Below are 25,658 nucleotides of genomic sequence, written 5' to 3'. Positions count from 1 at the left end.
CAGATTTTCAGGGGGTGGCCTGGGCGGCGTCCCTGCGTGACTTTCACGACCATCCCGAGTTGAAACAGGCTGCTAGTGCTGGGCCCAGGTGTCCCTAGGCTAGCAAAACTGTCCGGCCGGGTTGCGATCGCGGCGCATGCTAGTGGCTAGGCCGATGCATTTGAATCGGAATTGTCTGGCTATATGCTGCCCCGTCGCACTTATCTGCCTTTGCGGGACCACCGATGACGCAAGCCTTGCCGACCACCGCTGCACTGGTATCTCCCGACCGCCGCCTGGGTGCGCGTGACATCCAGACGTTGTTTCTGGCGTCCCTGGGCGGCGCGTTGGAGTTCTACGACTTCGTGGTCTTCGTGTTCTTCGCGCTGCCACTGAGCCACTTGTTCTTTCCGCCGAACACGGCGCCCTGGCTGGCGCAATTGCAGGTCTACGGCATTTTCGCGGCGGGCTATCTCGCCCGCCCGCTCGGCGGCATCGTGATGGCGCATTTCGGCGACAGGCAAGGACGCAAGCGGATGTTCACGCTCAGCGTGTTCCTGATGGCGCTGCCCACGCTCGCGATCGGCTTGCTGCCGGTCTACGCCAGCGTTGGATTGCTCGCTCCATTGCTACTGCTGATCATGCGCGTGGTGCAGGGCGTGGCTATCGGCGGCGAGGTGCCAGGCGCCTGGGTATTTGTGGCCGAGCACGCGCCGCGTGGTCGCGTGGGTTTTGCCTGCGCCTGCCTGACCTCTGGCCTCACGGTCGGCATCCTGATCGGCTCGCTCACCGCAGCATGGATCAATCACCACCTGACGCCAGCGGAAATACTGGCCTGGGGCTGGCGTGCACCGTTCCTGTTGGGCGGTGTATTTGGCTTTATCGCTGTGTGGTTGCGTCGCTGGTTGAGCGAAACCCCGGTGTTTGCCCAATTGCGCGAGCGCAAGGCGCTTAGCCGCGAGTTGCCTCTACGCAACGTGTTGGCCAGTCATGGCGGCAGCGTGGTGCTTTCGATGGCCGTAACCTGGATGCTTACCGCCGCGATTCTGGTGCTGATCCTGATGCTGCCGAACCTGGTGCAGAAATCGTTCGGCATGGCGCCCGATGTGGCTTTTCTCGGCAACAGCATCGCGGCCTTCAGTCTGGGCGTGGGCTGTATCGCCTTCGGCTGGCTGGTCGATCGCATCGGCGCCGCCTGGGCCTTATTGCTCGGTTCGGTTGCCCTGGTGGCCGTGACCTACGGGCTGTTCGGCGATCTGGCCGCCGGCGGCGCGCATTTCCTGCCGCTCTATGCGCTCACAGGCTTCCTGGTAGGTACGGTGGCGGTGGTGCCGACGATCATGGTGGCCGCGTTTCCCGCGCCGATCCGCTATTCCGGCCTTTCCTTTGCCTACAACGTCGCCTACGCCGTGTTTGGGGCGAGCACGGCCACCTTGATTGGCTACCTGGCCGAACGGGCCGGGCGCATGGCGCCGGCCCACTACGTCGCCATCACCGCCGTGGTCAGCGTGCTGGCGGCGCTCTGGTTGCTCGGGAACGGCCGGGGCAGGGGCGAGCTGACAGATTGAGTCAGCAGCGCCCCGTATGACCGGGGACCGTCAGGCGTTGTTGATGGTCGAGCCGGTCAGCAGGCCACGGGCCAGCATGCTGCACTGCTTGCGGTAGAGCAGCATTTGCCACTGACGCCCGCCCACCTGACGCCACAACACGGCGGAGCGCACAGCGGCCAGCAGATTGGTTCGCACCTTTTCCACAACAGCCGGTTGCTGGAGCTGCTGCGGATTTCCGGTGACCATCACACGGGGCTTCAGTGTGGACAGCGTATTGGCGTAGAGCTCGGCCAGGCGTTTGACCACCTGCGGGGAGTCCGGGCCAAAGTGCTCGACCTGTCGTTGTGCGGCAACGACACCCTGTTGCAGGCGGTCCAGCAGGTCGCTGTGACGGGACAGGCTGCGCTCCAGGCGCATGACGGTGAAGGCCATGCGCGTCACCGCGACATCGCGGTTGCTCTCGTCCAGCAAGGTGATCAGTTGGCGCAGACCCAGTCGCACGGCGGCTACGTCGCCATAAACGCCCACCACGGATGGTGCATCGATACGGAACACGCTAGCCATGCTCGCCGCCATGGCGATGTCATCGCAGCGGCCGTCATTGGCCAGTTGCTGGGCGAGCGTGGTGGCCTGGAACAGACCTGCCAAGGCCAGCACGCGTTCTTCGTTCATGGCAAAAGCGTCAAACACCGGATAGGAACTCACACGTGGTGGGAAGGGAGGCGGCATCATTCCAGCCGCCGAAGGGAGCGTCGGTGCGGTCGATCACGGCGCCACCCAGACAGGCCTCGCCGTCGTAGAAAACCACCGATTGGCCAGGGGTGACGGCACGCTGTGGTTCGTCGAACACCACCTCCAGGCCGTCGTCCAGCAGGAACACTTCGCAGGCTTGGTCGGGCTGGCGATAGCGGGTCTTGGCCGTGCAGCGGAAGCGCTGCGCGGGTGGCTGGCCAGCCACCCAGCTGGGCGGCTCGGCATGCAGGCGGCGCGAGTATAGCCAATCGTTTTCGCCGCCCTGTGCCACGTATAGCACGTTGCGGGGGACGTCCTTGCCAACCACATACCAGGCCTCCCCACTGGCGCCGTGGCGGCCGCCGATGCCCAAGCCATTGCGCTGGCCCAGCGTGTAATACATCACGCCCTGGTGCTCGCCCACGGTTTCGCCGCCAGGCGTGCGCATGGGGCCTGGTTGAGCCGGGATGTACTGGGACAGGAAGCCGCGAAAATCGCGCTCGCCAATAAAGCAGATACCGGTGGAGTCCTTCTTGGCATGCGTCGGCAGCGCGGCATCCAGGGCCATCTGGCGCACCTGTGGCTTTTCGATCTCGCCGACCGGGAACAGCGTGGCCGCTAGCTGCCGCTGACCAAGGGCGTGCAGGAAATAGGTCTGATCCTTGGATGCGTCGACCGCCCGCAGCAAGCGATATTGGCCCTCGTGGAAGTCGACGCGGGCGTAATGGCCGGTAGCGATCTTGTCGGCCCCCAGCAAGCGCGCCTCGTCCAGGAAGGTCTTGAACTTGATCTCGCGATTGCACAGCACGTCTGGATTCGGCGTGCGGCCTGCGCGGTATTCGGCAAGGAAGTGCTCGAACACGCCGTCCCAGTACTCGGCGGCGAAATTGCGCGCATGGAAGGGAATACCCAGTCGCCCGCACACGGCCACGGCATCCTTGCGGTCGACGTCGGTGGTGCAGGGGCCGTCACGGTCGTCTTCTTCCCAGTTCTGCATGAACAGGCCTTCCACCGCGTACCCCGCCTGTTGCAGGAGCAACGCCGCGACCGAAGAGTCCACGCCACCGGAAATACCCAGCATCACTTTCACGGGTAACGGTCCTCAGCGAGCAGGCTCTGCAGCAGCGCCAATGGATAGCGCTGACCAGCCAGCCAGGCATCGATGCTCATCAGCACCAGCGGACTGCGCAATTGGTCACCTAGTGCCACTATTTCGTCGCGAGTGAGCCACAGGGCACGGCGAATGCCGTCATCCAGACGCCGCGCCGGATCGTGGCCGATCGCACGGGCAGCGAAACTGAAGCGAATGACGCCGTCGCCGTGCTCGGTGCTGCGCCACTGGTGCACGCCGAGCAGGTGATCCAGCGCCACGGTCCAGCCGGTTTCCTCCAGCGTTTCGCGCACGGCCGCAGTGGCCAGACTCTCGTTGTCATCCAGGTGGCCAGCCGGCTGGTTATAGGCAACGCGGCCGTTCACCTCCTCTTCGACCATGAGGAAGCGGTCACCATCGGCAACCACGCAGGCCACGGTCACGTGTGGGCACCAGACTTGCAGGGGAATAGGGGCGGGATCGGCCATTGAGGACATATGGCGGCGAATGCGGCACTGGAAAAGCCGTCATTGTGCCATTACCTGAAGGCGATCTGCCTTTGACGATGCCCGCAGGGCCTGGGCGGTATACTTCCCCCAAGGAAATTTAACGTAGAACCATGGCTCACGAACCCGAACACGAACAAGGTAATGGTCACGGTCTGGCGCTTGAAACCTCCCGCCCGGAGGTGGCTCGGCCGCCACTCTTTCAAGTGGTGCTGTTGAACGACGATTTCACGCCGATGGATTTCGTGGTCGACGTGCTGCGGAGCTTCTTCAGCCTGGATCAGGAACGGGCGGTGCAGGTCATGCTGCACGTCCATACACGCGGAAAGGGAGTCTGCGGGGTGTTTACCCGGGAGGTTGCTGAAACCAAGGTGACCCAAGTGAACGAATATTCACGTGCCCATCAACACCCTTTGTTGTGCACTATGGAAAAGCTCTAAACGACCCCATTTTGGTGCCATCGCGGCATTGCCGCCGTGCCACATAGCGGAGTAGGTCCGGATGTTCAGCAAGGATCTCGAAGTCACCATCGGCCAGTGCTACAAGCAGGCCCGCGAGCAGCGTCATGAATTCATGACGGTGGAACACCTGCTGCTCGCACTTACCGAAAACCAGTCGGCCTTGGGCGCTCTGCGTGCCTGCGGCGTCGACCTGCCGCGCCTCACGCGCGAGCTGGAAAAGATCATTGCCGAAACCGTACCGGTACTGCCGCACGGGGACGAACGTGATACCCAGCCCACGCTGGGCTTCCAGCGCGTGCTGCAGCGCGCGGTGTACCACGTGCAGTCCTCGGGTCGTAAGGAAGTCACCGGCGCCAACGTGCTGGTGGCGATCTTCGGCGAGAAGGATTCCCACGCGGTGTACTTCCTGCACCAGCAGGAAATCACCCGTCTCGACGTGGTCAACTACATTTCGCATGGCATCGCCAAGATCGGCGACGAGCCGTCGCAGAGCATGCCCGGCTCCGAGCGCGAATCGGAAGACGGCGAGCCCAAGGGCAATCCGCTCAGCGAATACGCCAGCAACCTCAACGAACTGGCGCTGGAAGGCAAGATCGATCCGCTGATCGGCCGCCAGGACGAAATTGAACGCACCATCCAGGTGCTTTGCCGTCGCCGCAAGAACAACCCGCTCTACGTGGGTGAGGCGGGCGTGGGCAAGACGGCACTGGCCGAAGGCCTCGCCAAGCGCATCGTGGACGGCGACGTGCCGGAAGTGCTGGAAAACGCCACCATTTGGTCGCTCGACCTGGGTGCGCTGGTGGCTGGCACCAAATATCGCGGCGATTTCGAGAAGCGCCTGAAGGCGGTCATCGGCCAGCTCAAGAAGCAGCCGGGCGCCGTCCTGTTCATCGACGAGATCCATACGATCATCGGTGCGGGTTCTGCGTCGGGCGGCACCATGGACGCAAGCAACCTGATCAAGCCCATGCTGGCCTCGGGCGAGTTGCGTTGCATCGGTTCCACCACGTTCCAGGAATTCCGCGGCATCTTCGAGAAGGACCGCGCGCTGGCCCGTCGCTTCCAGAAAATCGACGTGGTCGAACCGACCGTGGCCGATAGCCTTGAGATCCTCAAGGGGCTGCGCTCGCGCTTCGAGGAACACCACAACGTTACCTATACCAGCGAGGCCCTGAAGGCGGCTGTGGATCTGTCGGTGAAGCACATCCCCGACCGCCTGCTGCCCGACAAGGCCATCGACGTGATCGACGAGGCTGGCGCCCGCCAGCGCCTGCTGCCGGCCGACCAGCGCACGGGCAAGGTGGACGTACCCGAGGTCGAGTACATCGTCGCCAAGATGGCGCGTATCCCCGCCAAGCAGGTGTCGGCGTCGGATCGCGACGTGCTGAAGAACCTGGAGCGCAATCTCAAGATGGTGGTGTTCGGCCAGGATGCAGCCATCGAAGCGCTTGCCGCCTCCATCAAGATGGCGCGTTCGGGCTTGGCCGACCCATCCAAGCCGATCGGTTGCTTCCTGCTCGCCGGCCCCACCGGTGTGGGCAAAACGGAAGTCACCAAGCAGTTGGCCATGCAATTGGGCATCGAGATGATCCGCTTTGACATGTCCGAGTACATGGAAGCGCATTCGGTCTCGCGTCTGGTCGGCGCACCTCCGGGTTACGTCGGCTTTGATCAGGGCGGCCTGCTTACGGAAGCGGTCACCAAGCATCCGCACGCGGTGCTGCTGCTGGACGAAATCGAGAAGGCACATCCGGATGTGTTCAACATCCTGCTGCAGGTGATGGATCGCGGCGTGCTTACCGATACCAACGGCCGCGAAGCCAACTTCAAGAACGTGGTGGTGGTGATGACCACCAACGCGGGTGCGCAGCAGGCCTCGCGTCGCGGCATCGGCTTCGTCAAGCAGAACCACTCCATGGATGCCATGGAAGTGATCCGCCGCAGCTTCACGCCGGAATTCCGCAACCGCCTGGACGCGATCATCCAGTTCAATGCACTGGATTTCGATCACATCCTGCGCGTGGTGGACAAGTTCCTGATCGAACTGGAAGCCCAGCTCACCGAGAAACACGTGAGCCTGGATGTCGATGCCGATGCCCGCCGCTGGCTGGCCGAGCATGGCTTTGACCCGCAGATGGGCGCACGTCCCATGGCACGTGTGATCCAGGAAAAGGTGAAGCGTCCGCTGGCCGACGAGCTGCTATTCGGCAAGTTGGCCGACGGTGGCAAGGTGCGTCTGGGCGTGAACGAGGGCGAGCTGACCGTAACCACAGAAGCGGCGGAAAAGTTGCCCGCCACGGTTAACTGACCGCCGCGACACTTCTCGCAATAGCCACAAAAAAAAGGGCGCCCAAGGGCGCCCTTTTTTATTGTCCATTGTTCGTCTGCGGCTTGCGTTGAAAGCCATTCACTTCTCTCTGGTGAAGTAAATGAGATTTTTCGAGTAAGTAACAAAACTATGTTTGCGGCTTGCGTTGAGAGCCATTCACTTCTTTCTCGTGAAGTAAATGAGAGTTCTTCGAATAAGAAAAAAAGCCTATGTTTGCGGCTTTTTGAGATGCCTCTGATGTTGATTCATCCGACGAATACCTAACCTTCCGGGCCATGAAAGCGAGGGCCTTTCCTCGCTCTATGTCATCACTGCCTGGGTATTCGCATGAACAAGATTTACCGCATTGTTTGGAACGTCACTACGTGCCGTTGGGTCGTCGCCTCCGAAATGGCCACGGGCCGCAAAAAGTCCGGCTCGGCGAGTGTGAGCAAAATAGGCGCAGGTCTATTCGCTATCGGTATGGGCATCAGCGTCGTTTCGCTATGGCCTAGCGCAGCGATGGCATCGGGTTTTTGCAGCACCAACGGTGGTACGGCCAAATCGCTCGACAGCGCCAATGGCGTCGCCAACAACTGTACGCCAGTGCCCGGATGGTGGGACGGTACCAACGCGGCGACTGATAACGCTGCGCAGGTCTATGCCTTGTATGCCCGAACGTATCGTGGTCTCTCTACCTTGGTCTTTGGAGCTACGGCAGATGCCATTGTGCTGCGCCCGTCATCACGGCGAGTTTGTCGGATGCTTGCCATTCAGCACTAATGTGCCGCATGTCCAGATGTGCAGCCTCCGGCTGTCGTGAAGCGCCCCTGGCTTTCACGTGGATGACGAATGGCGAGAATGGACGTTTTGAGCAGGCATCCAGGGCCCGTCACGGGAACAAAAAAAGGCCGCAATATGCGGCCTTTTTTCTCCTGCAGAAGCGCACTCTGTGCGCGACCTTCGGAGCATCGGTTTCATCGTTGCCTTGTGGGCCGCTCCGCGTTCAACGCGGGCTCCACAGGGCAGGATTACTTCATGCGGTAGGTGATACGGCCCTTGGTCAGGTCGTACGGAGTCATCTCCACCTTCACTTTGTCGCCGGTGAGGATGCGGATGTAATGCTTGCGCATGCGGCCGGAAATATGGGCCGTGATGACGTGGCCGTTTTCCAGCTGCACGCGGAACATGGTGTTGGGCAGGGTCTCCTGGACCGTGCCTTCCATTTCGATGACGTCGTCTTTGGCCATGCGTTCCGGTGAGGGCAGGGGGCAGCCGTCATGGCCGCGCAAGCCGTCGATTATGCCACGGAAGTTCCCGGGATGCTCTTCTTCTATTCAGCCCGGGCATCAGTGGCGCTTTTCAGCGCCGGGTCATGGCTGCCTTTCGGGGAGGTCCCTCGCCGGGATACAGGCCGGCCCGGGCGAGCCAACGTATTGATATCAAAGCCAGGTATCGCTTATTTCGACTCATATCTGTACCCGGTGCGCCCCACGGCCTGTGCTCACTGAAGCTGGGCATGCCGTGGGGTTGAACCGTCATCAGCCGAAGTGCTCGTCGAGCTTGCGACGGATCTCCTGCTCGACCATCCCCTTCAACGGCGCGAGCATCATGCCGAGCTCGGCAGTCACCTGGATGGCATCACTGCCCACGGCAATGCTGCCGTTCACGCCCGGGCGAGCGAAGCGCAGCGTGTCGCCTTGCCACTGTCCCTCCATGCCGAACTTTTCCTGCATGCGCGCCGCCACTTTGTCGACCACCGCACGAGCCTCGGCCACGGAGAGCTGGTGCGGGCGGTGGATATCGATCTTGGGCATGGACGGGTTCCTCTGGAGGCGAAACGGGCATGGTATGTCAGATGGCCGATCGTAGGCTGACTGCCGTCCTATTGCCTAAAACCAGCACTTAATCGCGCAGGCATCTGCTAGAGTCCCGGCCGTCCATCGACTGGTTCACTGATGCGCATCGAGTTTCCCAATTCGCCCCGCGAGGATTTTCACTGGGACGGCCCTGCGTTGCGCATCGGCAGTGCGCCGGACAACGATTTGATTCTCGCCGCACATCAGACGGGCGCTTACCACCTGCGCATCCAACTGGATCGTCGCGGCTGGATACTTCAGGTGCTTCCGCAGGGCAATCGCATCTACGTCAACGCGCGCCCGGTGCGCGAGAAGGCGTTATTGCGCGCGGGCGACGTCCTCAGTGTTGGCGATTGCCGCATGTTGTTGCGGGCCGAAGAAGGGCCTGCGCACAACCTGCCCGTGACGGTGCCGGCCGAAGGGCGCTGCACGGTAGCTTTGCGTGCCGTGGCGGGGCCGCTTTCCGGTCGCGTGCTGTCGCTGCTGGAGAAGCTGGAACTGGGCCCGCACGGACGTATCCCCCTCGAATTGCCGCAAGGTGAGACGGCGTCGCTAGCGGTGTTCTGGCGCGACGGTCAACTGATGCTGGAGGCGGGGCAGCAGTCCGCGCGTTACCCGCTACGCGTGAATGGCGTACCCGTAACGCAGGCGACTCTGCGGCCCGGCGACCAGGTCGGCCTCGGCATGCATCGTTTCGTGGTCGATGCGCCGGGCTTGGAGCCCGAGCCGGAGATCGCGGCCCCTGAGCCCGAGAAGCAACACCTGCCCGAGGAAGACGCAGGTCCACGCGGCGAGGTCTGGTGGCTGATTGCCACGGCGGCCGTGCTGGCGCTGGGTATTGCAGTGGTTTTGTTGGTGCGCTTCTGAGGTCGCTTGCGGGCGATTTGCTGGCCTCTCTATCCGGGTTGACGCTGCGTTGCTGCGACGCGGCATAATGCGGCGACCATCCTGTCAAAGGCGTCGTCAGTGAGCAGACTCTGGAATTTCAGCGCCGGCCCAGCCGCGCTGCCGCAACCGGTACTCGAACGCGCCCAGCGCGAGCTGTTGGACTGGCAAGGTTGCGGTGCCTCGGTGATGGAGCTTTCCCATCGCGGCAAACTGTTCATGGGGTTGGCGCAGCAGGCTGAGGCCGATCTGCGGGATCTGCTGGCGATTCCACAGAACTACGCCGTGCTATTCCTACAGGGCGGGGCCACCCAGCATTTCGCCCAGATCCCCATGAATCTGGCGAGCGAGGGCGACAGCGCAGATTACATCGTCACCGGTCACTGGGGTGAAAAGGCCGCCAGTGAAGCGGCTCCGTACGTCAGGGTGAGTGTGGCAGTCAGCAGCAAAAGCGAGAGTTACCTGCGGGTGCCGCCGCGCGAGATGTGGCAGCTCGATCCGCGTGCGGCCTACGTGCACTACACGCCGAACGAAACTATCCACGGCGTGGAATTCCATGACATTCCGGATGTCGGCGACGTGCCGCTGGTGGCGGATATGTCATCGGACATACTCTCCGGCCCCGTCGACGTGTCGAAGTTCGGCCTGATCTACGCCGGCGCGCAGAAGAACATCGGCCCCTCGGGCTTAGTGATCCTGATCGTGCGCCGTGACCTGCTTGAACGTGCCTCGCGCCCGATGGCGCGCATCTTCCGCTACGCCGATCACGCAGCGAACGATTCCATGCTCAACACGCCCAATACGTGGGGCTGGTATCTGGCGGGCCTGACCTTCCAATGGCTCAAGGAACAAGGCGGGTTGTCGGCAATGCGCGAGCGCAACCTGGCGAAGGCCGCGTTGCTATACGGCGCGATCGACGGCTCCGGTGGCTACTACCGCAATCCGATCGAGCATGCCTCGCGCTCGCGCATGAATGTGCCATTCACCCTGCACGACAGCGCGCTGGATGCCAATTTCCTCAAGGAATCGGAGACCGCCGGCTTGCTCGCACTCAAGGGGCATAAGGCGATTGGCGGCATGCGCGCCTCGATTTACAACGCGGTGCCGCCCGAAGCGGTGGAGGCGCTGGTGGCCTTCATGCAGGACTTTGCTAAACGTCACGGATGAAACCGTTGCATGGTGAAGGGGTATACAGGAGTATTCCCTGTTCCCCGTTTGGACTTCTTTCCCTCCGCATTATCCTCCGCATGATCACGACATGACCGACAAGAAATCCTCGCTTTCCGACGTGCGCGAGCGCATCGACAGTATCGATCAGCAGATCCAGCAGCTGATTTCCGAACGCGCCGGTTGGGCGCAGGAAGTGGCGCGCGTGAAGGGCGCAGGGCTCTCGGCGATCGACTATTACCGACCGGAGCGCGAGGCCCACGTGTTGCGCATGGTGGTCGACCGCAACGATGGGCCGCTTACCGATGTTGAGATGGTGCGGCTTTTCCGCGAAATCATGTCCTCGTGCCTGGCACAGGAAGATCCCCTCAAGGTCGGCTTCCTCGGCCCCGAAGGCACGTTCAGCGAACAGGCCGTGCGCAAGCACTTCGGTCACGCCGCGTATGGGTTGCCGCTTGGCAGCATCGAGGAAGTGTTTCAGGAGGTCGCGGCGGGCCATGCCGATTTCGGCGTGGTGCCCGTGGAGAACTCCGGGCAGGGCATGATCCAGGTCACCCTGGATATGTTCCTCACCTCCGAAGCCACTATCTGCGGTGAGGTGGAACTGCGCGTCCACCAATGCCTGCATTCGCTCAACGGCAAGCTGGAAGGCATCAAGCGTGTCTATGCGCATGCGCAGTCGTTGCAGCAGTGCAAGACCTGGTTGCGCATCAATCTGCCCGGCGTGGAATGCGTCGCGGTGAGCAGCAATGCGGAGGCAGCGCGTCTGGCTCGCCACGCGGATGACGCCGCCGCCATTGCCGGCGAAACGGCCGGGCGCGTCTATGGTCTCAAGACTGTGGCGCAGGCCATCGAGGATCGGGCAGACAACACGACGCGCTTCCTCGTCATTGGGCGCTCGCTGTTCCCGCCTTCGGGCAACGACCGCACATCGCTGCTCATCACGGTGAACGACAAGCCGGGGGCGCTCTATCACGTGCTCAAGCCGTTCGCCGAACACGACATCAGCCTTAACCGCATCGAATCCCGTCCCGCCCATTCGGGCAAGTGGCAGTACGCGTTTTTCATCGACGTGTCCGGCCACATCAACGACGAGCCGATGCAGGCCGCCATGAAGGAAATGGGCGAGGCCGCCGCGCAGGTGCGCGTGCTTGGCTCTTACCCGGTGGCGCTGCCCTGATATGTATCGGGCCGCCGCAGGGCGGCCCCTGGAGAATCCCCGTGACCCGACTCGACTGGACCAGTCACCATGCCCGTGCGCTGAAAGGTAGCGTGCGCGTGCCGGGCGACAAATCCGTATCGCACCGCGCACTCATGCTGGGTGCGCTGGCTGAAGGCACTTCGCATATCCGTGGTTTCCTGGAAGGCGAGGACACGCGCGCGACGGCCGCCGTCCTGCAGCAATTGGGCGTGCGCATCGACGCACCGGCTGATGGCGAGCGTGTGGTGCATGGCGTGGGCCTGCATGGCTTGCGCGGCACTACCTCGCTGCTCGATTGCGGCAATGCCGGCACGGGCATGCGTCTGCTCACGGGCTTGTTGGCGGGGCAGGCGTTCGACAGCACGCTGGTGGGCGACGAATCGTTGTCTAAGCGCCCGATGCGTCGGGTAACCGATCCGCTCGCCAGCATGGGGGCAAAGATCGGCACGCAGGATGGCCTTCCGCCGCTGCGTATTCATGGCGGCCAATCGCTTACCGGCATCGCGTATACATTGCCGGTGGCCAGTGCTCAGGTGAAATCGGCATTGCTGCTTGCTGGGTTGTACGCGCAGGGTGCGACGGAGGTGATCGAGCCGCACCCGACGCGCGACTACACCGAACGCATGCTGGCCGCGTTTGGCTGGCCTATCGAGTTCGCGCCCGGTCGCGCGAGGCTGACGGGTGGGCACGCGCTTCGCGCCACGAACGTGGATGTACCTGCGGATTTTTCCTCGGCGGCGTTTTTCCTGGTCGCTGGCAGCATCGTGCCAGGGTCCGAGCTGCATCTACCGGCGGTGGGTCTCAATCCACGTCGCACTGGTCTGCTGCAAGCCTTGCGCCTGATGGGCGCGGATATCCGCGTGGAGAACGAGCGCGAGAGCGGCGGCGAGCCGGTCGGTGATCTCGTAGTGCGGTACGCGCCTTTGCATGGCATCGAACTGCCCGAGGCACTCGTGCCGGACATGATCGATGAATTCCCCGCACTGTTCGTGGCCGCCACCGCGGCCACGGGTAAGACCGTGGTGCGGGGTGTGGCGGAGCTGCGCGTGAAGGAATCGGATCGCCTTGCCAGCATGGCGGCGGGCCTGCGTGCACTCGGCGCCACCATTGATGAGGTGCCGGATGGCGCGACGATCGAAGGCGGCCCGCTGGGCGGTGGCGTCATCGAGAGTCACGGGGATCACCGCATCGCCATGAGCTTCGCGGCGGCCGGCCTCATCGCCAATGGCCCGGTGCAGATCCATGACTGCGGCAACGTTGCGACCTCGTTCCCGGGCTTCCTAGAGCTGGCGAACGGCTGCGGCTTCGACCTTCGCTCGGCGTGACCTTTTCCTTCAGCGAGGGAGAACCCGCCACTCGCTCCCTGGGGATGTAGCCGTTACGCTTGGCGCTCCATCCCGAGGTGACCATGTCCGCTGCCACGCCCTCCTTCATTGTCGCCATTCCCGCCCGTTACGGCTCTACGCGTTTGCCAGCCAAGCCGCTGCGTGAAATCGCCGGCGTGCCGATGGTGGTGCGTGTGGCACAGCGCGCGCTGGAGGCAGGTGCTGCGCAGGTGATCGTCGCCGTGGACGACCAGCGTATCGCCGATGCCTTGCAGGGGCAGGGTGTGGATGTGTGCATGACCCGCAGCGATCATGCGTCCGGTAGTGATCGCTTGGCTGAATGTGCCGAACACTATCGCTGGGCCGACGATGCCATCGTGGTGAATCTTCAGGGCGACGAGCCATTCGCCCCCGCTGCCGGTATCCGTGAAGTAGCCCGCGCACTGGCCGACGACGATGCCCCCATGGCCACGCTGGCCACGCCCATCACGGAAGCTCACGAGCTGTTCGATCCCAACGTGGTCAAGCTGGTGCGCTCGGTCGGTGGGCGCGCGCTGTACTTCAGTCGTGCGCCAGCGCCGTGGGCGCGCGATGCGTTCGCGCTTCATCGTGATGTTCTGCCGGAAGGCGTGCCGTTCCTGCGCCATATCGGCATCTATGCGTATCGGGCGGGTTTTCTGAGGCGCTACACCACGCTGGCGCGCACACCGTTGGAGCAGGCGGAGTCACTGGAGCAACTGCGTGTGCTTGAGCACGGATTCCCCATCGCCGCCCGCCTGACGCCGGAACCGTTTCCGCCGGGTATCGATACTGAGGCTGATCTGGAGCGCGCGGAGCGCTGGTTGAGCGGCAACTGATCGATCAGCGTCGACGGCGTACGAGCATCACGAACAAGCCGCCGAGCACCAGGCCCAGCACGAGCCCGATACCGGCGCCCCAAAGGGCACCGCTGTCGCCAGCGATGAAGCGGCCGATAAAGAAGCCGAGCACGAACAGAATGGGTAGTGGTAGGCAGCCCATGCGTATCTCTAGCTTTCCTTCTGTTCGTCGCGTGGCGATGTGCTGTGCGTAACAGGCAGATTCGGGCTATTTGTTGAAGGTAATCGGGATCTGCACGTAGCCGTCGGCGGGTGCGCCCTGCTTGATCGCCGGTTTGTACGACCAGGCTTTCACCGTCCGGATGGCTTCGTCGTCCAGTGCCGTCGATCCGGATGACATCATCACGTGGAAAGACTTTGCCTTGCCGTCGGCGCCCACCTGCACCATCACCACCACTGTGCCCGCGACACCGGCGTTTTTCATGGCGGTGGAATAACGGGGCGCGGGCTGCGGGCGATCCTCGTCGACGCTGGCTGGGCGGTCGGCAGATACGCTGTCGGCATGACTCGCGACGGATGATGCGGCCGCTGGCGCGGATGAATCCTGTGCAGCGGTCCCGGCGAAAGCCGCCTGACCCAGGATGATCGCGGCAACGCAGGCCGCTGTCGTCATCAGCTTGCTCTTCACGTTCTTCCCCCCTGTTAACCGCCCAAGCATAGTCGGGCTGTGCGCTTGGCAACAATCATGTCCTCTGGCACAGCGGGCGGGCTTGATAGTGGCCTGTCGCGCAGCCATAAGAATGAATTGCGCAAGGCGGGCCGTAGAGTCCTGCGCCTGGCTTGTCGACATTCGCGCCATAAGGGCCTGAGAGGAACATTGTTTCTGATGAAAACTCGCGAAGGCCCGTCCATCCTTTTCGTTTGCATGGGCAATATTTGCCGCTCCCCCTTGGTGGAAGCCGTGGCGCGCCAACGCAGTGCAGATGCGGGCCTGACATTGACGCTAGCCTCCTGCGGCACGGGAAACTGGCACGCTGGCAAAGGAGCCGATCCCCGGATGGTGCGGGCCGCCGCTGCCGCAGGGTACGACCTTGCGCCGCATCGGGCGCGCCAGGTGCGGACGTCGGACTTTGTGGAGTTTGACTGGGTGCTGGCCATGGACCGGGACAATCTGGCATACCTCGCAGAGACCCGCCGTGGGCGCGGGGTGGAACCTACGCTGTTTCTGCCTTGGGCGGGCGTGACCGAGCCGGAGGAATTCCCCGATCCGTACTTTGGTGCGGATGACGGTTTCCGTCATGCCGTGGCGCTGGCGGAGCAGGGCGTGGACGGACTGATTGCACGCCTGCGGCGCGGGTGAGCGGATAGAATTACGCGATGCAGTCCATTCCGCCGCCGCAAGCCTTCGACGGCAAGGCTTTCGTCAAAAACCTCTCTACGTCGCCGGGCGTCTATCGTTATTTCGACGAGGAAGGCGACCTGCTGTACGTGGGTAAAGCCGGCAACCTGAAGAAGCGCGTCGGTAGCTATTTCCTCAAGCCGCGCATGGAACCGCGTATTGCGGCGATGGTGTCGCAGATCGCGCGCGTCGATATCACGGTAACGCGCACTGAGGGTGAGGCGCTGCTGCTCGAATCGCAGCTGATCAAGTCGCTCAAACCGCGTTACAACATTCTGCTGCGCGATGACAAAAGCTACCCGTACATCTATCTGTCGGGCGGCGAAGAGTACCCACGGCTCGCCTTCCATCGCGGCGCACGTAACATGCCGGGGCGCTATTTCGGGCCGTATCCGAGCACGTTCGCCGTGCGCGAAAGCCTCAACCTGATGCAGAAGCTATTCAAGGTACGGCAGTGTGAGGATAGCTATTTCAAGAATCGCTCACGGCCTTGCCTGCAGCACCAGATTGGTCGATGCACGGCGCCGTGCGTCAAGCTGATCACCGTGGATGACTACCGCAACGACGTGCGCCACGCGGAGATGTTCCTCGAGGGTCGCAGCAGTGCGGTGATTGACGAATTGGCCGGGCAGATGGAGCAGGCCAGCAAGTCGCTGGCATTCGAGCGCGCGGCGTCGCTGCGCGATCAGGTGGCGGCCCTGCGCAAATTGCAGGCGGAGCATCATGTGCAGGGCGCCAGTGCGGACATGGATGTGTTGGCGTGCCGCATCGAAGCGGGCATGGCCTGCGTGAGCGTGCTGTTCTTCCGCGATGGCATCAGTCTTGGCACGCGCGACTTCTTCCCGCGCCTACCGCTGGACGCCGAGCCGGCCGATGTACTGGAGCAGTTCATCGCGCAGTACTACCTTGATCGCCCTATGCCACGCGAGCTGATCCTGGGCGAAGCGCTGCCGAACCAGCAGATCCTTGGTGAGGTGTTGGCGCAACAATCCGGTCACGTGGTGGAGCTGAAATCGAGTGTGCGTGGTGAGCGCGCGCGTTTCCTGCAAATGGCGGAGCGCAATGCCCAGGCCTCGCTCACGGCCAAGCTGGCAAGCCGCCAGACGCTGGGAGCCCGCTTCGACGACCTGCAGAAGCTGCTGGAGCTCGGTGAATCACCGCGTCGCATCGAGTGCTTCGACATCAGCCATACGCAGGGCGAACTGACCGTCGCATCGTGCGTTGTATTCGGGCCGGAAGGTCCAGAAAAGTCGCACTACCGCCGCTTCAACATCACTGGCATCACGCCCGGCGACGATTACGCCGCGATGCATCAAGCCCTGGTTCGACGCTTCCGCAAAGTCGCGGAGGGCGATGGGGCCAAGCCCGACGTGCTGCTGATCGACGGTGGTGGCGGGCAGGTGGCTCAGGCGCTGGATGTGCTCCGGGAGCTTGGCGTGACGGGCATCAACGTGGTCGGCGTGGCCAAGGGGCCGGGTCGCCGCGCGGGCGAGGAAACGCTGGTACTGGCCGACTCCGGACGCAACCTGCATCCGGGGTCGGCGTCACCGGCCCTGCACCTGGTGGCGGCCGTGCGCGACGAGGCGCATCGCTTTGCCATCACCGGGCATCGCAAGCGGCGCGAGAAAGCGCGGGAACGCAGCGTGCTCGAAGATGTCCCAGGAGTGGGCGCGCGTCGACGCTCGGCACTGTTGAAGGCCTTTGGCGGCCTGTCAGGCGTCGAGGCTGCCGGCGTAGAGGAGCTGACTCGAGTGAAAGGCATTGATCGCGGGCTAGCCGAACGCATTTATGCTGCACTCCATGGCTGATCGAGACGGATCCGGATGTGATCCGTCATTTCAGCGAAAGCCAAAATCCCGCATGATCGAAGGCAGGGCTTCAGCCGATTCGATGATGGCCGATTCACCCTGCTGACTGCTTCAACCCGGAAAGGATTTATGCACATCAACCTGCCCACCTGGCTGACCTTGTTCCGTGTGCTGCTATTGCCGGTCATGGTGGTGGTGTTCTATTGGCAGTTTCCGGGCCACAACATCATGGCCGCCATCGTATTCATGCTGGCGGCCATCACCGACTGGCTGGACGGCTACCTGGCGCGACGCATGAATCTCACCTCGGCCTTCGGGGCTTTTCTCGACCCGGTGGCGGACAAGCTGATGGTGGCGGTCACCCTGTTTCTGCTGGTGGAGACGCATCGCGGCGGCTGGCCGGGCATCCTGATGGCGATAACGGCGGCGGTGATCGTGGGGCGTGAAATCAGCGTCTCGGCCCTGCGTGAATGGATGGCTGAGATCGGCATGCGCTCGACGGTAAGGGTGGCTTTCATCGGCAAGCTGAAGACCGCCATGCAGATGGTGGCGCTGGTGGTGCTGATCGTGCAGCACGAGAAGAGCGCCGAGGCGCTGCGCCTGTACCACATTGGCGAGGCACTACTGGTGGTCGCCGGCATTCTCACCATCTGGTCGGGCCTGTACTACCTGCGCGCGGCCTGGCCCAGCCTCCGGGGAGACGCTACGGGCCATCCGTTGCCGCGGAGCGAAGACTGAATATTGTTTGTGACAGGTGCTTGACGGCCGCGCATTACCCATTACAATGCGCGACTCCGATGCGGGAATAGCTCAGTTGGTAGAGCACGACCTTGCCAAGGTCGGGGTCGCGAGTTCGAGTCTCGTTTCCCGCTCCAGATTTCATTGATCGATGCATCGCGATCAATAAAAAAGCGACCTCCGGGTCGCTTTTTTTATGGCTCACCACCAGATGCTTCCTCTGCGCTGGTCGCCAAGCGGGCTCATTGCGAGCGAGCAATGAGCCCGACGAGTCGGCACTATCAGTGCGTGTGCTTGCGATGCTCGATCGCCTGCCTCCGATAGAACGGATAGCAGATGGCAAGGCACACAAACCACAGCGGCGTATAGATCAGCCCCTGTAGCGTGTCCGCCTTCTGTGCAAACACCCACAGTACGAAAGCGAAGAACGCTAGCACCAGCCAGCACATCACTACACCGCCGGGCATCTTGAAGATCGACGTGGCGTGGCGTTCCGGATGCAATTTCCGGTAGCGCATGTAGGCGATCATGATCAGCGACCACACGAAGATGAAGCAGATGCTGGATATCGTGGTGACGATGGTGAAAACCTTCATGACATCGCCTTCCTGGTAGAGCAGGAATACGCCGATGAAGAGCAACGCGCAGGAATAGGCCAGACCGTTGGCCGGCACGTTGTTGCTGCTTAGCTTGGCGAACGGACGCGGCCCGAGTTTGCCGGCCGAAAGGCCATAGAGCATGCGTCCCGTCGAATAAATGCCGCTGTTGGCCGACGATGTGGCCGAGGTGAGCACCACGAAGTTGATCAGGCTGGCGGCGATCGGAATGCCGATCAGCATGAACAGATTGACGAAGGGGCTGCGGTCCGGCACCACTTCGTTCCACGGCGTCACCGTCATGATCACCAGCAAGGCGAGCACGTAGAACACGATCACGCGGATGGGAATGGAGTTGATCGCCTTCGGCAGTGTCTTCTCCGGATCGCGCGCCTCGGCCGACGCCGTGCCGACCAGCTCGATGCCGACGAAGGCGAACACCGCGATCTGGAATGCCGCCATAAATCCGCTGCCGCCATGCGGGAACCACCCGCCGTTGGCCCACAAGTTCGATACCGCGGCCTTGGCACCCGAAGGCGAGGTGAAACCGATGGCGATCAGCACGATGCCAACGGCGATCAACGCCACAATGGCGATGATCTTCACCAGCGCAAACCAGAATTCCATCTCGCCGAATAGCTTCACTGTCAGCAAGTTCAGGCTGAGCAATAGCCCGATGCACACCGCGCCGGGTAGCCACAGGGGCACGCCCGGTGCCCAGAATTGGATGTAGCCCGTAATGGCGGCCACATCTGCTATGCCGGTGACCACCCAGCAGAACCAGTAGGTCCACCCAGTGAAGAAGCCCGCGCAAGGGCCGAGCAGGTCGTAATTGAAATCGACGAACGACTTGTAATGCAGATTGGACAGCAGCAGCTCGCCCATCGCGCGCATCATGAAGAACAACACGCTGCCGATGATGGCGTAGGCGAAGATCACCGAAGGGCCAGCCAGGCTGATGGTCTTGCCCGACCCCATGAACAGGCCGGTGCCGATGGCGCCACCAATGGCGATCAGCTGTAGGTGGCGGTTGCGCAAATTGCGCTGCAGGTGGTGCTCGGTGCCTTCGGTGGCAACCGCAGTATCGTGGTTCTGCATCGGCGGCCCGGTCCCCTCGGAAGCTTGGCGGAAAGGAGCATCCTAAATGATTTCTTGGTCGGGCTAACTGGCCAGGGCGTTACTGCGCGTCGTGGAAAATGATACCGAGCGTATGGCGTTGCCCGTCGCCGACCCGGCTGACGCCGTGGCGCATGGCCACCCGGTACGTGCCTCGCGTACCGCTGACTGGGCGATGGTTGACCGCAAAGATCACGGCGTCGCCTTGGCGAAGCGGGACCACCTCAACGCGCGACTGTATGCGCGGCCGTTGCTCGGTGAGTACGAATTCGCCGCCGCTGAAATCACGTCCGGGCTCGGACAGCAGAATGGCCACCTGCAACGGAAATACGTGTTCGCCGTACAGGTCCTGATGCAGGCAGTTGTAGTCGCCGGGGCCATACTGCAACAGCAGGGGCGTGGGGCGCAGCTGTTCCGCGGCATGGCAGCGGGCGAGAAAGCTGTCGAGCGTATCGGGAAACGTCGTGTCGATGCCCACAATTGCGCATGCCATGCATTGGCAACATGGGCGAGATGCGGATAGCACAGCGTGCGCAGTTGTTGCACAAGCGCAGGCAGAGGGTAGGAGAAGTATTTGTACTCACCGCGCCCGAAGCCATGTCTGGTCATCACCACGCGGCTGCGGAAACCGTTCTGCTGCGCGTACAGCTCTGATATCGCTTCGCACGCGCCGGTTTCCAGCAGGCCTGGCAGTCGCGCGCTGCCCGTTGCGTTCAATTGTTCGGCGATCGCACCCCAATCACTATCGTGCAGCCGCTGCTCAAGTGAAGGGCTGATGGATGCCATGATCATAGGATGGCTCTGGCGTGCATCGACACAGCATGTACGCGTGCGGCACTCATGAACATCCGGTTCTTGCGCTGCGCAAGAATCGCCCGCGGTGATATTCAGCCTGGGGCTGCAGAGCGCCAGCGTGTGGGCGTGTCACCCTCCCATTGGCGGAAGGCACGATTGAAGGAATTGAGTTCCTCGAAGCCCAGCAGGAAGGCGATTTCTCCCGTGTCCAGGTCGGTGGCATCCAGCAATCGGCGCGCAAGGTGGCGGCGAACTTGATCCAGTACCTGCTGATAGCTCGTGTCTGCTTCCCCGAGCCGGCGCTGCAGCGTGCGCGTACTCAGGTGCAGGGTATCCGCGACTTGGGCCATACGCAGGTGACCGCCACGCATGCCACGCGCGAGTACGTTCCACACCCTGTCACGCAGCGGCGTAGCGGCGGTCTGCTCGCGCAACGAGCCTTCCAGCATCGGGAGCAGGTCGTTGAGGTAGCCGTCGTCGTGCGTGACGAAGGGCAGCTCCAGGTCTGAGCGCTGGTAGACGATGCGATCTTGCGGCGCGTTGAAACGTAGCTCACAGCGGAAGTGCGCCTGCAGCAGGTCGCCGTCGGCCGGCCGACGGGTCAGTTCGATACGGCGTAAGTGCACGGGGCGGCCCGTGCCGCGTTCGGCCAGGGCAAGGTTGGATGCGAATATGGCATCGACGAGCAAGGGCGGCGTATGGCCCTCGCCCAGCATCCAGCGCGTAGATACGGCGGCCTCATCGCGCGTGAGCTCCACTACGACGTCCTCAGGGCAGGTCAGGCGCTTGTAGCGCGCGAGCTTGTCGAGTGCCTCGCCGAGGGTGCAGGCGTGCAAGGCTGCGGCGGTCACGATGTCGTAGACCTCATGCCGTGTACCGTCGCCGAGCTTCAAGCCCAGCGACGGGTCACGGCAGACGGCGCCTACGGCATGCCAGAACGCAAAGAACTGCGCGGTGGTCACCACCGGACGCGGCATTCCCATGAGATCCAGCGACAGGCCCGCGTGCGTCAGCACCGCGGGCACATCGAGGCCGATCTCGGTCATGCGCACGAAGGCGCCACGGCTGAGCGGGATCTGATCGGCTCTCATTGTTGGGTTACCTGAGCGGATGTGATCAGATTACCGACTGCACCATCCGGTCACGCTCTTCGGCGGCTTCCGGTGTCAGGTCGAAATCGGTCGAGAGGCTGAGCGTACGCCATTTGGCGTCCTCAGCAGCCATCTTCGCGGACTGTTGTTCGGCCAGGAATACTGCATCCGACCCCAGCAACAGACGCAACGGAGGCTGCGGTTCGCGCGCAATGGCCAGAATGGCCAGGGCGGCCTTGGCCGGATCGCCGGTTTCGTTGCCCACGTAGCTGCGGCGCGCGTTGAGCATGGGGGCAAGTACGGGGGTGTATTCCGAATTGGCCGCGGGCTCGAACACCGTCATGGACGGGCCACCCCAATCAGTGCGGAAACCACCTGGCTCGATCAGCGTCACGTGGATGCCGAAACCGGCGACTTCCTTGGCCAGCACTTCGGAGAAACCTTCCACCGCCCATTTGGCAGCCTGATAGGCACCAAGCCCCGGCACGCCGATGCGTCCACCGATCGACGAGAACTGGATGATGTGGCCGGAACGCTGTTTGCGCAGCACGGGCAGGGCGGCGCGGGTCACGTTTACCGTGCCGAACAGGTTGGTTTCCACCTGGGCGCGGAAGTCGGCATCGCTGCCCTCCTCAATGGTGGCCAGGTTGCCGTAGCCGGCGTTGTTGACCACGACGTCGAGACGTCCAAAGGCGTCGATGGCTGCCTGGATGGCAGCCTGTGCCGCCTTGGTGTCCGTCACGTCAAGCGCAACCGTTTTCACCTGGCTGCCGTAGCGCTCCACCAACGAGGCGAGCTGGGCCGGTTGCCGGGCCGTGGCGACAAGCTGGTGGCCGGCGTCAAGCACGGCTTCCGCCAATGCTTTGCCGAAACCGCGCGAACTACCGGTGATAAGCCAAACCTGGGACATGAGTAACCTCCTGCTGGGGGCATGTGGGTAGACAGACCTTAGGAGGCGGGCAGGGGTGGCGGGTAATCCGATTGCGCCAAAAGTGGTGCGGCCGGATTACCAGGTGAGGTCGTCGGGCACCTTGAACTGGCTGTAGAACTCGTCGTCTTCGCTGGCTGTGGCGTTTTCAGCCGATTTGCCGTGATCCAGCACAATAAGCGAAGCGTCGCGCTCGCGAATCTTGTCGGCGGCACCGCGCGGCAGCAGCTCATAACTATCGCCGGCGCGTACAACCACCAGCACGCCCTTGGCGAGTTGGGTACGCAGGGTTTCGCTCACCAGCATGCTGTGGATCTTGTCCCCATCGGTGAAGCGGTAGCTGATCTCACCTTCGCGCTTGACCTTGTTGGTCTCGATAATCTGGCGTACCTGCGCGCCGATTTCGCGTGCCTGCGCCTGGGCATTGCGTTCGGCGGCGAGGGCGCGGTCACGCTCGGCCTTTTCGGCCTGCAGCCGCTGCGCGTCGATCTTCTCTTCCGGAGGCGAGGCCATGCCTTTGCCCTGGCGTTGCTTGACCTGCTCGCGCGCTATCTGGTCGACCTTGCCCTTCTTGGCGAGACCGGCCTTGAGTAGTTGTTCCTGTAGAGGGTTGCGCATGGGAAATTCCGGGAAGCCTGACCATAGATTGTAGCGCCGTTCTGCGACAGCTCTGGCTGACCTGCTCGGCGGAGGCGAGATCGTACGTGGCATCATGACCTGGGCAGGGGCGTCGGCGCCCGATGAAAAGGACATGCCGTGATACCGCGTTTCTCCGATCATTCGGCCAACGAGCGCACCTATCTGGCCTGGGTGCGTACTGCGATCTCTGTGATGGCGTTCGGCTTTCTGCTGGAGCGCTTCGATATCTTCCTGCTCTTCACCACGCGGGCCGCCGAACGCGCGGCCGAGGGGCTCCACACACGTGCCTCGCAATGGCTGGGGCTGGGCTTGCTGCTGGTGGGTGCGCTGATGATCGTCGGCGCCACGCTGCGCTTCTACCGCAACCGGCGCGCGATCGAGTCGGCGGAGTCGTCGATGTACGGGGATTCCTGGGTGGCGCGGGCGATGGCCATACTGCTCGTGCTGATGGCGATCTTCCTCACGGGATACGTGGCCAGGCAGATTGCGGCACTGAGTTGAAGCGCAAGATCCGGATATAACGCAGCTGTTTACGTAGTTACCTTGCCCTGCCCGATGAAACGAGAAGGGCAGTGAGCATGAATCAACTCAAGGACAAGGTCGCCATCATCACCGGTGCCAGTTCGGGCATTGGATACGAAGCGGCAAAGCTGTTTGCCAAGGAAGGGGCAAAGGTTGTTGTAGGCGCGCGACGAAAAGCGGAGCTTGACGCGTTGGTCGCCGAGATCGAGCGTGCCGGCGGGCAGGCCATGGCGGTGGCCGGCGACATTCAGGACGAGGCTGTGGCTCGCCATCTGGTTGAAGTGGCCGTGGGCACCTTCGGTGGCCTGGATATCGCATTCAACAATGCGGGCATGACGGGTGACGCAAACCCCGTCCACGAGCTTTCGATCGCGTCGTGGAGCGAAACGCTGAACACCAATCTCACCGCGGCGTTTCTGGGTGCCAAGCATCAGATTCCCGCCATGTTGGCCAGGGGCGGCGGCTCACTGATTTTTACATCCACCTTTGTGGGCCATACGGTGGGTTTTCCGGGAATGGGGGCATATGCGGCGAGCAAGGCTGGGCTTATCGGCCTGAGTAAGGTCATCGCGGCCGAGTACGGCGCGCAGGGCATTCGGTCGAATGCGCTCCTGCCGGGAGGCACGGATACGCCGATGGGGCGCGCAGTTGCCAATACCCCCGAGTCGCTTGCCTTTGTACAGGGTCTACATGCGTTGAAACGTCTGGCTAAACCGGCAGAGATCGCGCAGTCCGCGCTCTATCTAGCGTCAGATGCGTCGAGCTTTGTGACGGGAACGGCGATGCTCGTGGATGGCGGCGTTTCCATCACTCGAACCTGAGCTAAATCGCATCAAAAAAACGGCGCCGTATCACTACGGCGCCGTTTTCATGTCCCACTTAGTGGCCGCGATCAGAGCGCTTCGAACACGCCTGCTGCGCCCATGCCGGTGCCGATGCACATGGTCACCATGCCGTACTTCTGCTTGCGACGGCGCATGCCGTGCAGCAGCGTGGCGGCGCGGACAGCGCCCGTGGCGCCCAGAGGGTGACCGAGCGCAATGGCGCCGCCCAGCGGATTCACCTTGGCCGGGTCGAGGCCCAGATCGCCGATGACGGCCAGCGCCTGTGCAGCAAACGCCTCGTTGAGCTCGATCCAGTCCAGCTGATCCTTGGTGAGGCCGACCTGCTTGAGCACCTTCGGAATCGCTTCCTTCGGGCCGATGCCCATGATCTCCGGCTTCACGCCAGCCACCGAATAGCCGACGAAGCGGCCGATCGGGGTGAGGTTGAACTCCTTGATCGCCTTCTCGCTGGCCAGAAGCAGCGCGCCCGCACCATCAGACATCTGCGAGGAGTTGCCGGCCGTCACCGAGCCGCCGAACTTGTCGTTGCGGAACACCGTGCGCAGCTTGGACAGCACGTCCAGCGTGGTGCCTGCGCGCGGACCTTCGTCCGTGTCGATCAGGCGGCTGTCGGTGGTGATGCCGCGCGTGGCGAGGTCGGGGTAATGATCGTCGAGCTGGAACGGGGTGATCTCGTCCTTGAATTCACCGGCGGCAATGGCAGCCAGCGCGCGGCGATGGCTTTCCACCGCGAAGGCGTCCTGTTGCTCGCGGGTGACCTTCCACTGCTCGGCGACCTTCTCGGCGGTGATGCCCATGCCGTAGGCGATGGCGACATCTTCCTTGTTGGCGAAGATGGCGGGATTCATCGCCACCTTGTGGCCCATCATCGGCACCATGCTCATGCTTTCGGTGCCGGCCGCAATCATCAGATCGGCCACGCCGAGCTGGATGCGATCAGCAGCCATGGCAATCGCCTGGACGCCCGACGAGCAGAAGCGGTTGATGGTGACGCCCGGCACCGTGTACGGCAGGCCGGCGAGTAGCGCGCCGATGCGTGCCACGTTCATGCCTTGCTCGGCTTCCGGCATGGCGCAGCCGACGATCACGTCTTCGATGCGATGTGGATCGATACCCGGCGCCTGCGCCATCACGGCGCGGATCACGTGGGCGAGCATGTCGTCCGGACGGGTGTTGCGGAACACGCCGCGCGGCGCTTTGCCGACCGGCGTGCGGGTGGCGGCGACGATGTAGGCGTCTTGCACTTGCTTGGTCATGAGTTTTGCTCCGTGGCGTCGCGCGTGATTCGCGGCGACGCACT

Annotated in this window: 26 protein-coding genes, 1 tRNA gene and 1 pseudogene; 15 read left to right on the top strand and 13 right to left on the bottom strand. The window is 62.8% G+C overall.

What is annotated here, in order from left to right; genetic code table 11:
- The first annotated feature begins 224 nt into the window (after positions 1-224).
- Entirely contained in the window at positions 225-1,547 is a 1,323-nt protein-coding gene (locus DyAD56_RS20615) for an MFS transporter (protein WP_102304702.1), read from the top strand.
- A 30-nt stretch (positions 1,548-1,577) separates the two neighbouring features.
- Here the strand turns inward: DyAD56_RS20615 and hflD are convergent, their stop codons facing one another.
- From hflD to DyAD56_RS20600, 3 genes are read right to left on the bottom strand one after another with little or no spacing between them, the layout of a single operon-like run.
- Positions 1,578-2,201: a high frequency lysogenization protein HflD gene (gene hflD, locus DyAD56_RS20610; RefSeq protein WP_102304783.1), complete on the bottom strand. Its 624-nt coding sequence runs from the start codon at positions 2,199-2,201 to the stop codon at positions 1,578-1,580.
- Between the two features lie 10 nt (positions 2,202-2,211).
- Positions 2,212-3,351, bottom strand: coding sequence for a tRNA 2-thiouridine(34) synthase MnmA (mnmA, locus tag DyAD56_RS20605; protein WP_102304701.1), 1,140 nt, complete (start codon positions 3,349-3,351; stop codon positions 2,212-2,214).
- The gene (locus DyAD56_RS20600) at positions 3,348-3,839 is read right to left on the bottom strand and encodes an NUDIX hydrolase (protein ID WP_102304700.1); all 492 of its coding nucleotides are present in this window, start codon (positions 3,837-3,839) and stop codon (positions 3,348-3,350) included. The genes mnmA and DyAD56_RS20600 overlap by 4 nt, the downstream gene beginning before the upstream one ends.
- 131 nt (positions 3,840-3,970) lie before the next feature.
- Between DyAD56_RS20600 and clpS the strand changes: the two genes are divergently transcribed.
- The 3 genes from clpS (at position 3,971) to DyAD56_RS20585 (ending at position 7,409) form a co-directional block, all read left to right on the top strand.
- Positions 3,971-4,297: an ATP-dependent Clp protease adapter ClpS gene (gene clpS, locus DyAD56_RS20595; protein ID WP_102304699.1), complete on the top strand. Its 327-nt coding sequence runs from the start codon at positions 3,971-3,973 to the stop codon at positions 4,295-4,297.
- Between the two features lie 61 nt (positions 4,298-4,358).
- Complete coding sequence (gene clpA, locus DyAD56_RS20590; protein WP_102304698.1) at positions 4,359-6,626, top strand: ATP-dependent Clp protease ATP-binding subunit ClpA; 2,268 nt, start codon at positions 4,359-4,361, stop codon at positions 6,624-6,626.
- A 348-nt stretch (positions 6,627-6,974) separates the two neighbouring features.
- Positions 6,975-7,409 carry an ESPR domain-containing protein gene (locus DyAD56_RS20585; protein ID WP_102304697.1) on the top strand — a complete coding sequence of 145 codons (435 nt, stop codon included), beginning with the start codon at positions 6,975-6,977 and terminating at the stop codon, positions 7,407-7,409.
- A 248-nt stretch (positions 7,410-7,657) separates the two neighbouring features.
- On the opposite strand, the gene infA is transcribed toward DyAD56_RS20585, so the two are convergent.
- Both infA and DyAD56_RS20575 read right to left on the bottom strand, forming a co-directional pair.
- Positions 7,658-7,876, bottom strand: coding sequence for a translation initiation factor IF-1 (infA, locus tag DyAD56_RS20580; RefSeq protein WP_019466733.1), 219 nt, complete (start codon positions 7,874-7,876; stop codon positions 7,658-7,660).
- A 291-nt stretch (positions 7,877-8,167) separates the two neighbouring features.
- Positions 8,168-8,443 (bottom strand): polyhydroxyalkanoic acid system family protein, encoded by a 276-nt coding sequence (locus DyAD56_RS20575; RefSeq protein WP_102304696.1) that lies wholly within the window; start codon positions 8,441-8,443, stop codon positions 8,168-8,170.
- A 141-nt stretch (positions 8,444-8,584) separates the two neighbouring features.
- Between DyAD56_RS20575 and DyAD56_RS20570 the strand changes: the two genes are divergently transcribed.
- The 5 genes from DyAD56_RS20570 (at position 8,585) to kdsB (ending at position 13,920) form a co-directional block, all read left to right on the top strand.
- Entirely contained in the window at positions 8,585-9,352 is a 768-nt protein-coding gene (locus tag DyAD56_RS20570) for an FHA domain-containing protein (RefSeq protein ID WP_102304695.1), read from the top strand.
- A gap of 99 nt (positions 9,353-9,451) precedes the next feature.
- Positions 9,452-10,537 carry a 3-phosphoserine/phosphohydroxythreonine transaminase gene (gene serC, locus DyAD56_RS20565; RefSeq protein ID WP_102304694.1) on the top strand — a complete coding sequence of 362 codons (1,086 nt, stop codon included), beginning with the start codon at positions 9,452-9,454 and terminating at the stop codon, positions 10,535-10,537.
- A gap of 91 nt (positions 10,538-10,628) precedes the next feature.
- On the top strand, positions 10,629-11,717 hold the full coding sequence (gene pheA / locus DyAD56_RS20560; protein WP_102304693.1) for a prephenate dehydratase: 1,089 nt from the start codon (positions 10,629-10,631) through the stop codon (positions 11,715-11,717).
- 41 nt (positions 11,718-11,758) lie between these two features.
- Entirely contained in the window at positions 11,759-13,063 is a 1,305-nt protein-coding gene (gene aroA / locus DyAD56_RS20555) for a 3-phosphoshikimate 1-carboxyvinyltransferase (protein WP_102304692.1), read from the top strand.
- A gap of 83 nt (positions 13,064-13,146) precedes the next feature.
- Entirely contained in the window at positions 13,147-13,920 is a 774-nt protein-coding gene (gene kdsB / locus DyAD56_RS20550) for a 3-deoxy-manno-octulosonate cytidylyltransferase (protein ID WP_102304691.1), read from the top strand.
- Between the two features lie 4 nt (positions 13,921-13,924).
- On the opposite strand, the gene DyAD56_RS23690 is transcribed toward kdsB, so the two are convergent.
- The gene (locus DyAD56_RS23690; protein WP_146010584.1) at positions 13,925-14,083 is read right to left on the bottom strand and encodes an LPXTG cell wall anchor domain-containing protein; all 159 of its coding nucleotides are present in this window, start codon (positions 14,081-14,083) and stop codon (positions 13,925-13,927) included.
- 66 nt (positions 14,084-14,149) lie between these two features.
- Complete coding sequence (locus DyAD56_RS20545) at positions 14,150-14,569, bottom strand: energy transducer TonB (RefSeq protein WP_158241410.1); 420 nt, start codon at positions 14,567-14,569, stop codon at positions 14,150-14,152.
- Positions 14,570-14,767: 198 nt separating this feature from the next.
- Here DyAD56_RS20545 and DyAD56_RS20540 point away from each other — a divergent pair, with 198 nt between their 5' ends.
- The 4 genes from DyAD56_RS20540 (at position 14,768) to DyAD56_RS20525 (ending at position 17,963) form a co-directional block, all read left to right on the top strand.
- Complete coding sequence (locus tag DyAD56_RS20540; protein WP_102304689.1) at positions 14,768-15,241, top strand: low molecular weight protein-tyrosine-phosphatase; 474 nt, start codon at positions 14,768-14,770, stop codon at positions 15,239-15,241.
- 17 nt (positions 15,242-15,258) lie between these two features.
- Entirely contained in the window at positions 15,259-17,088 is a 1,830-nt protein-coding gene (gene uvrC / locus DyAD56_RS20535; protein ID WP_102304688.1) for an excinuclease ABC subunit UvrC, read from the top strand.
- Positions 17,089-17,217: 129 nt separating this feature from the next.
- Entirely contained in the window at positions 17,218-17,826 is a 609-nt protein-coding gene (pgsA, locus tag DyAD56_RS20530) for a CDP-diacylglycerol--glycerol-3-phosphate 3-phosphatidyltransferase (RefSeq protein WP_102304687.1), read from the top strand.
- Between the two features lie 61 nt (positions 17,827-17,887).
- Positions 17,888-17,963: transfer RNA gene (locus DyAD56_RS20525), tRNA-Gly, on the top strand.
- A gap of 144 nt (positions 17,964-18,107) precedes the next feature.
- On the opposite strand, the gene cycA is transcribed toward DyAD56_RS20525, so the two are convergent.
- The 5 genes and pseudogenes from cycA to DyAD56_RS20500 form a co-directional block, all read right to left on the bottom strand.
- Positions 18,108-19,520 (bottom strand): D-serine/D-alanine/glycine transporter, encoded by a 1,413-nt coding sequence (cycA, locus tag DyAD56_RS20520; RefSeq protein WP_102304686.1) that lies wholly within the window; start codon positions 19,518-19,520, stop codon positions 18,108-18,110.
- A 79-nt stretch (positions 19,521-19,599) separates the two neighbouring features.
- Positions 19,600-20,147 (bottom strand): annotated as a pseudogene (locus tag DyAD56_RS20515) (2OG-Fe(II) oxygenase).
- A gap of 278 nt (positions 20,148-20,425) precedes the next feature.
- The gene (locus DyAD56_RS20510; RefSeq protein ID WP_102304685.1) at positions 20,426-21,424 is read right to left on the bottom strand and encodes an AraC family transcriptional regulator; all 999 of its coding nucleotides are present in this window, start codon (positions 21,422-21,424) and stop codon (positions 20,426-20,428) included.
- A gap of 25 nt (positions 21,425-21,449) precedes the next feature.
- Positions 21,450-22,334, bottom strand: coding sequence for an oxidoreductase (locus DyAD56_RS20505; RefSeq protein ID WP_102304684.1), 885 nt, complete (start codon positions 22,332-22,334; stop codon positions 21,450-21,452).
- Positions 22,335-22,430: 96 nt separating this feature from the next.
- The gene (locus tag DyAD56_RS20500) at positions 22,431-22,970 is read right to left on the bottom strand and encodes a DUF2058 domain-containing protein (protein WP_102304683.1); all 540 of its coding nucleotides are present in this window, start codon (positions 22,968-22,970) and stop codon (positions 22,431-22,433) included.
- A gap of 138 nt (positions 22,971-23,108) precedes the next feature.
- On the opposite strand from DyAD56_RS20500, the gene DyAD56_RS20495 reads away from it, so the two are divergent.
- Together DyAD56_RS20495 and DyAD56_RS20490 are read left to right on the top strand one after the other, a co-directional pair.
- The gene (locus DyAD56_RS20495; protein ID WP_102304682.1) at positions 23,109-23,492 is read left to right on the top strand and encodes a DUF202 domain-containing protein; all 384 of its coding nucleotides are present in this window, start codon (positions 23,109-23,111) and stop codon (positions 23,490-23,492) included.
- Positions 23,493-23,569: 77 nt separating this feature from the next.
- Entirely contained in the window at positions 23,570-24,334 is a 765-nt protein-coding gene (locus DyAD56_RS20490) for an SDR family oxidoreductase (RefSeq protein ID WP_102304681.1), read from the top strand.
- 71 nt (positions 24,335-24,405) lie between these two features.
- Here DyAD56_RS20490 and DyAD56_RS20485 read toward each other — a convergent pair whose 3' ends face one another.
- Positions 24,406-25,614: an acetyl-CoA C-acyltransferase gene (locus DyAD56_RS20485; protein WP_102304680.1), complete on the bottom strand. Its 1,209-nt coding sequence runs from the start codon at positions 25,612-25,614 to the stop codon at positions 24,406-24,408.
- Positions 25,615-25,658 lie beyond the last annotated feature (44 nt).

The organism is Dyella sp. AD56 (assembly GCF_002878475.1).
Lineage (GTDB): Bacteria > Pseudomonadota > Gammaproteobacteria > Xanthomonadales > Rhodanobacteraceae > Dyella.
Note: the sequence above shows the minus strand (reverse complement) of the source record. Positions and strands in the feature narration are given on the sequence as shown.

What these genes read in the sequence shown, in the direction of transcription:
- pheA (WP_102304693.1), top strand. Translation starts at nt 10,629, where the DNA reads ATGACCGACAAGAAATCCTCGCTTTCCGACGTGCGCGAGCGCATCGAC.
- DyAD56_RS20540 (WP_102304689.1), top strand. Translation starts at nt 14,768, where the DNA reads ATGAAAACTCGCGAAGGCCCGTCCATCCTTTTCGTTTGCATGGGCAAT.
- clpA (WP_102304698.1), top strand. Translation starts at nt 4,359, where the DNA reads ATGTTCAGCAAGGATCTCGAAGTCACCATCGGCCAGTGCTACAAGCAG.
- infA (WP_019466733.1), bottom strand. Translation starts at nt 7,876, where the DNA reads ATGGCCAAAGACGACGTCATCGAAATGGAAGGCACGGTCCAGGAGACC.
- DyAD56_RS23690 (WP_146010584.1), bottom strand. Translation starts at nt 14,083, where the DNA reads ATGGGCTGCCTACCACTACCCATTCTGTTCGTGCTCGGCTTCTTTATC.
- DyAD56_RS20510 (WP_102304685.1), bottom strand. Translation starts at nt 21,424, where the DNA reads ATGAGAGCCGATCAGATCCCGCTCAGCCGTGGCGCCTTCGTGCGCATG.
- DyAD56_RS20585 (WP_102304697.1), top strand. Translation starts at nt 6,975, where the DNA reads ATGAACAAGATTTACCGCATTGTTTGGAACGTCACTACGTGCCGTTGG.
- DyAD56_RS20490 (WP_102304681.1), top strand. Translation starts at nt 23,570, where the DNA reads ATGAATCAACTCAAGGACAAGGTCGCCATCATCACCGGTGCCAGTTCG.
- DyAD56_RS20485 (WP_102304680.1), bottom strand. Translation starts at nt 25,614, where the DNA reads ATGACCAAGCAAGTGCAAGACGCCTACATCGTCGCCGCCACCCGCACG.
- DyAD56_RS20600 (WP_102304700.1), bottom strand. Translation starts at nt 3,839, where the DNA reads ATGGCCGATCCCGCCCCTATTCCCCTGCAAGTCTGGTGCCCACACGTG.
- DyAD56_RS20500 (WP_102304683.1), bottom strand. Translation starts at nt 22,970, where the DNA reads ATGCGCAACCCTCTACAGGAACAACTACTCAAGGCCGGTCTCGCCAAG.
- DyAD56_RS20570 (WP_102304695.1), top strand. Translation starts at nt 8,585, where the DNA reads ATGCGCATCGAGTTTCCCAATTCGCCCCGCGAGGATTTTCACTGGGAC.
- kdsB (WP_102304691.1), top strand. Translation starts at nt 13,147, where the DNA reads ATGTCCGCTGCCACGCCCTCCTTCATTGTCGCCATTCCCGCCCGTTAC.
- clpS (WP_102304699.1), top strand. Translation starts at nt 3,971, where the DNA reads ATGGCTCACGAACCCGAACACGAACAAGGTAATGGTCACGGTCTGGCG.
- cycA (WP_102304686.1), bottom strand. Translation starts at nt 19,520, where the DNA reads ATGCAGAACCACGATACTGCGGTTGCCACCGAAGGCACCGAGCACCAC.
- DyAD56_RS20505 (WP_102304684.1), bottom strand. Translation starts at nt 22,334, where the DNA reads ATGTCCCAGGTTTGGCTTATCACCGGTAGTTCGCGCGGTTTCGGCAAA.
- pgsA (WP_102304687.1), top strand. Translation starts at nt 17,218, where the DNA reads ATGCACATCAACCTGCCCACCTGGCTGACCTTGTTCCGTGTGCTGCTA.
- uvrC (WP_102304688.1), top strand. Translation starts at nt 15,259, where the DNA reads ATGCAGTCCATTCCGCCGCCGCAAGCCTTCGACGGCAAGGCTTTCGTC.
- hflD (WP_102304783.1), bottom strand. Translation starts at nt 2,201, where the DNA reads ATGAACGAAGAACGCGTGCTGGCCTTGGCAGGTCTGTTCCAGGCCACC.
- DyAD56_RS20575 (WP_102304696.1), bottom strand. Translation starts at nt 8,443, where the DNA reads ATGCCCAAGATCGATATCCACCGCCCGCACCAGCTCTCCGTGGCCGAG.
- DyAD56_RS20615 (WP_102304702.1), top strand. Translation starts at nt 225, where the DNA reads ATGACGCAAGCCTTGCCGACCACCGCTGCACTGGTATCTCCCGACCGC.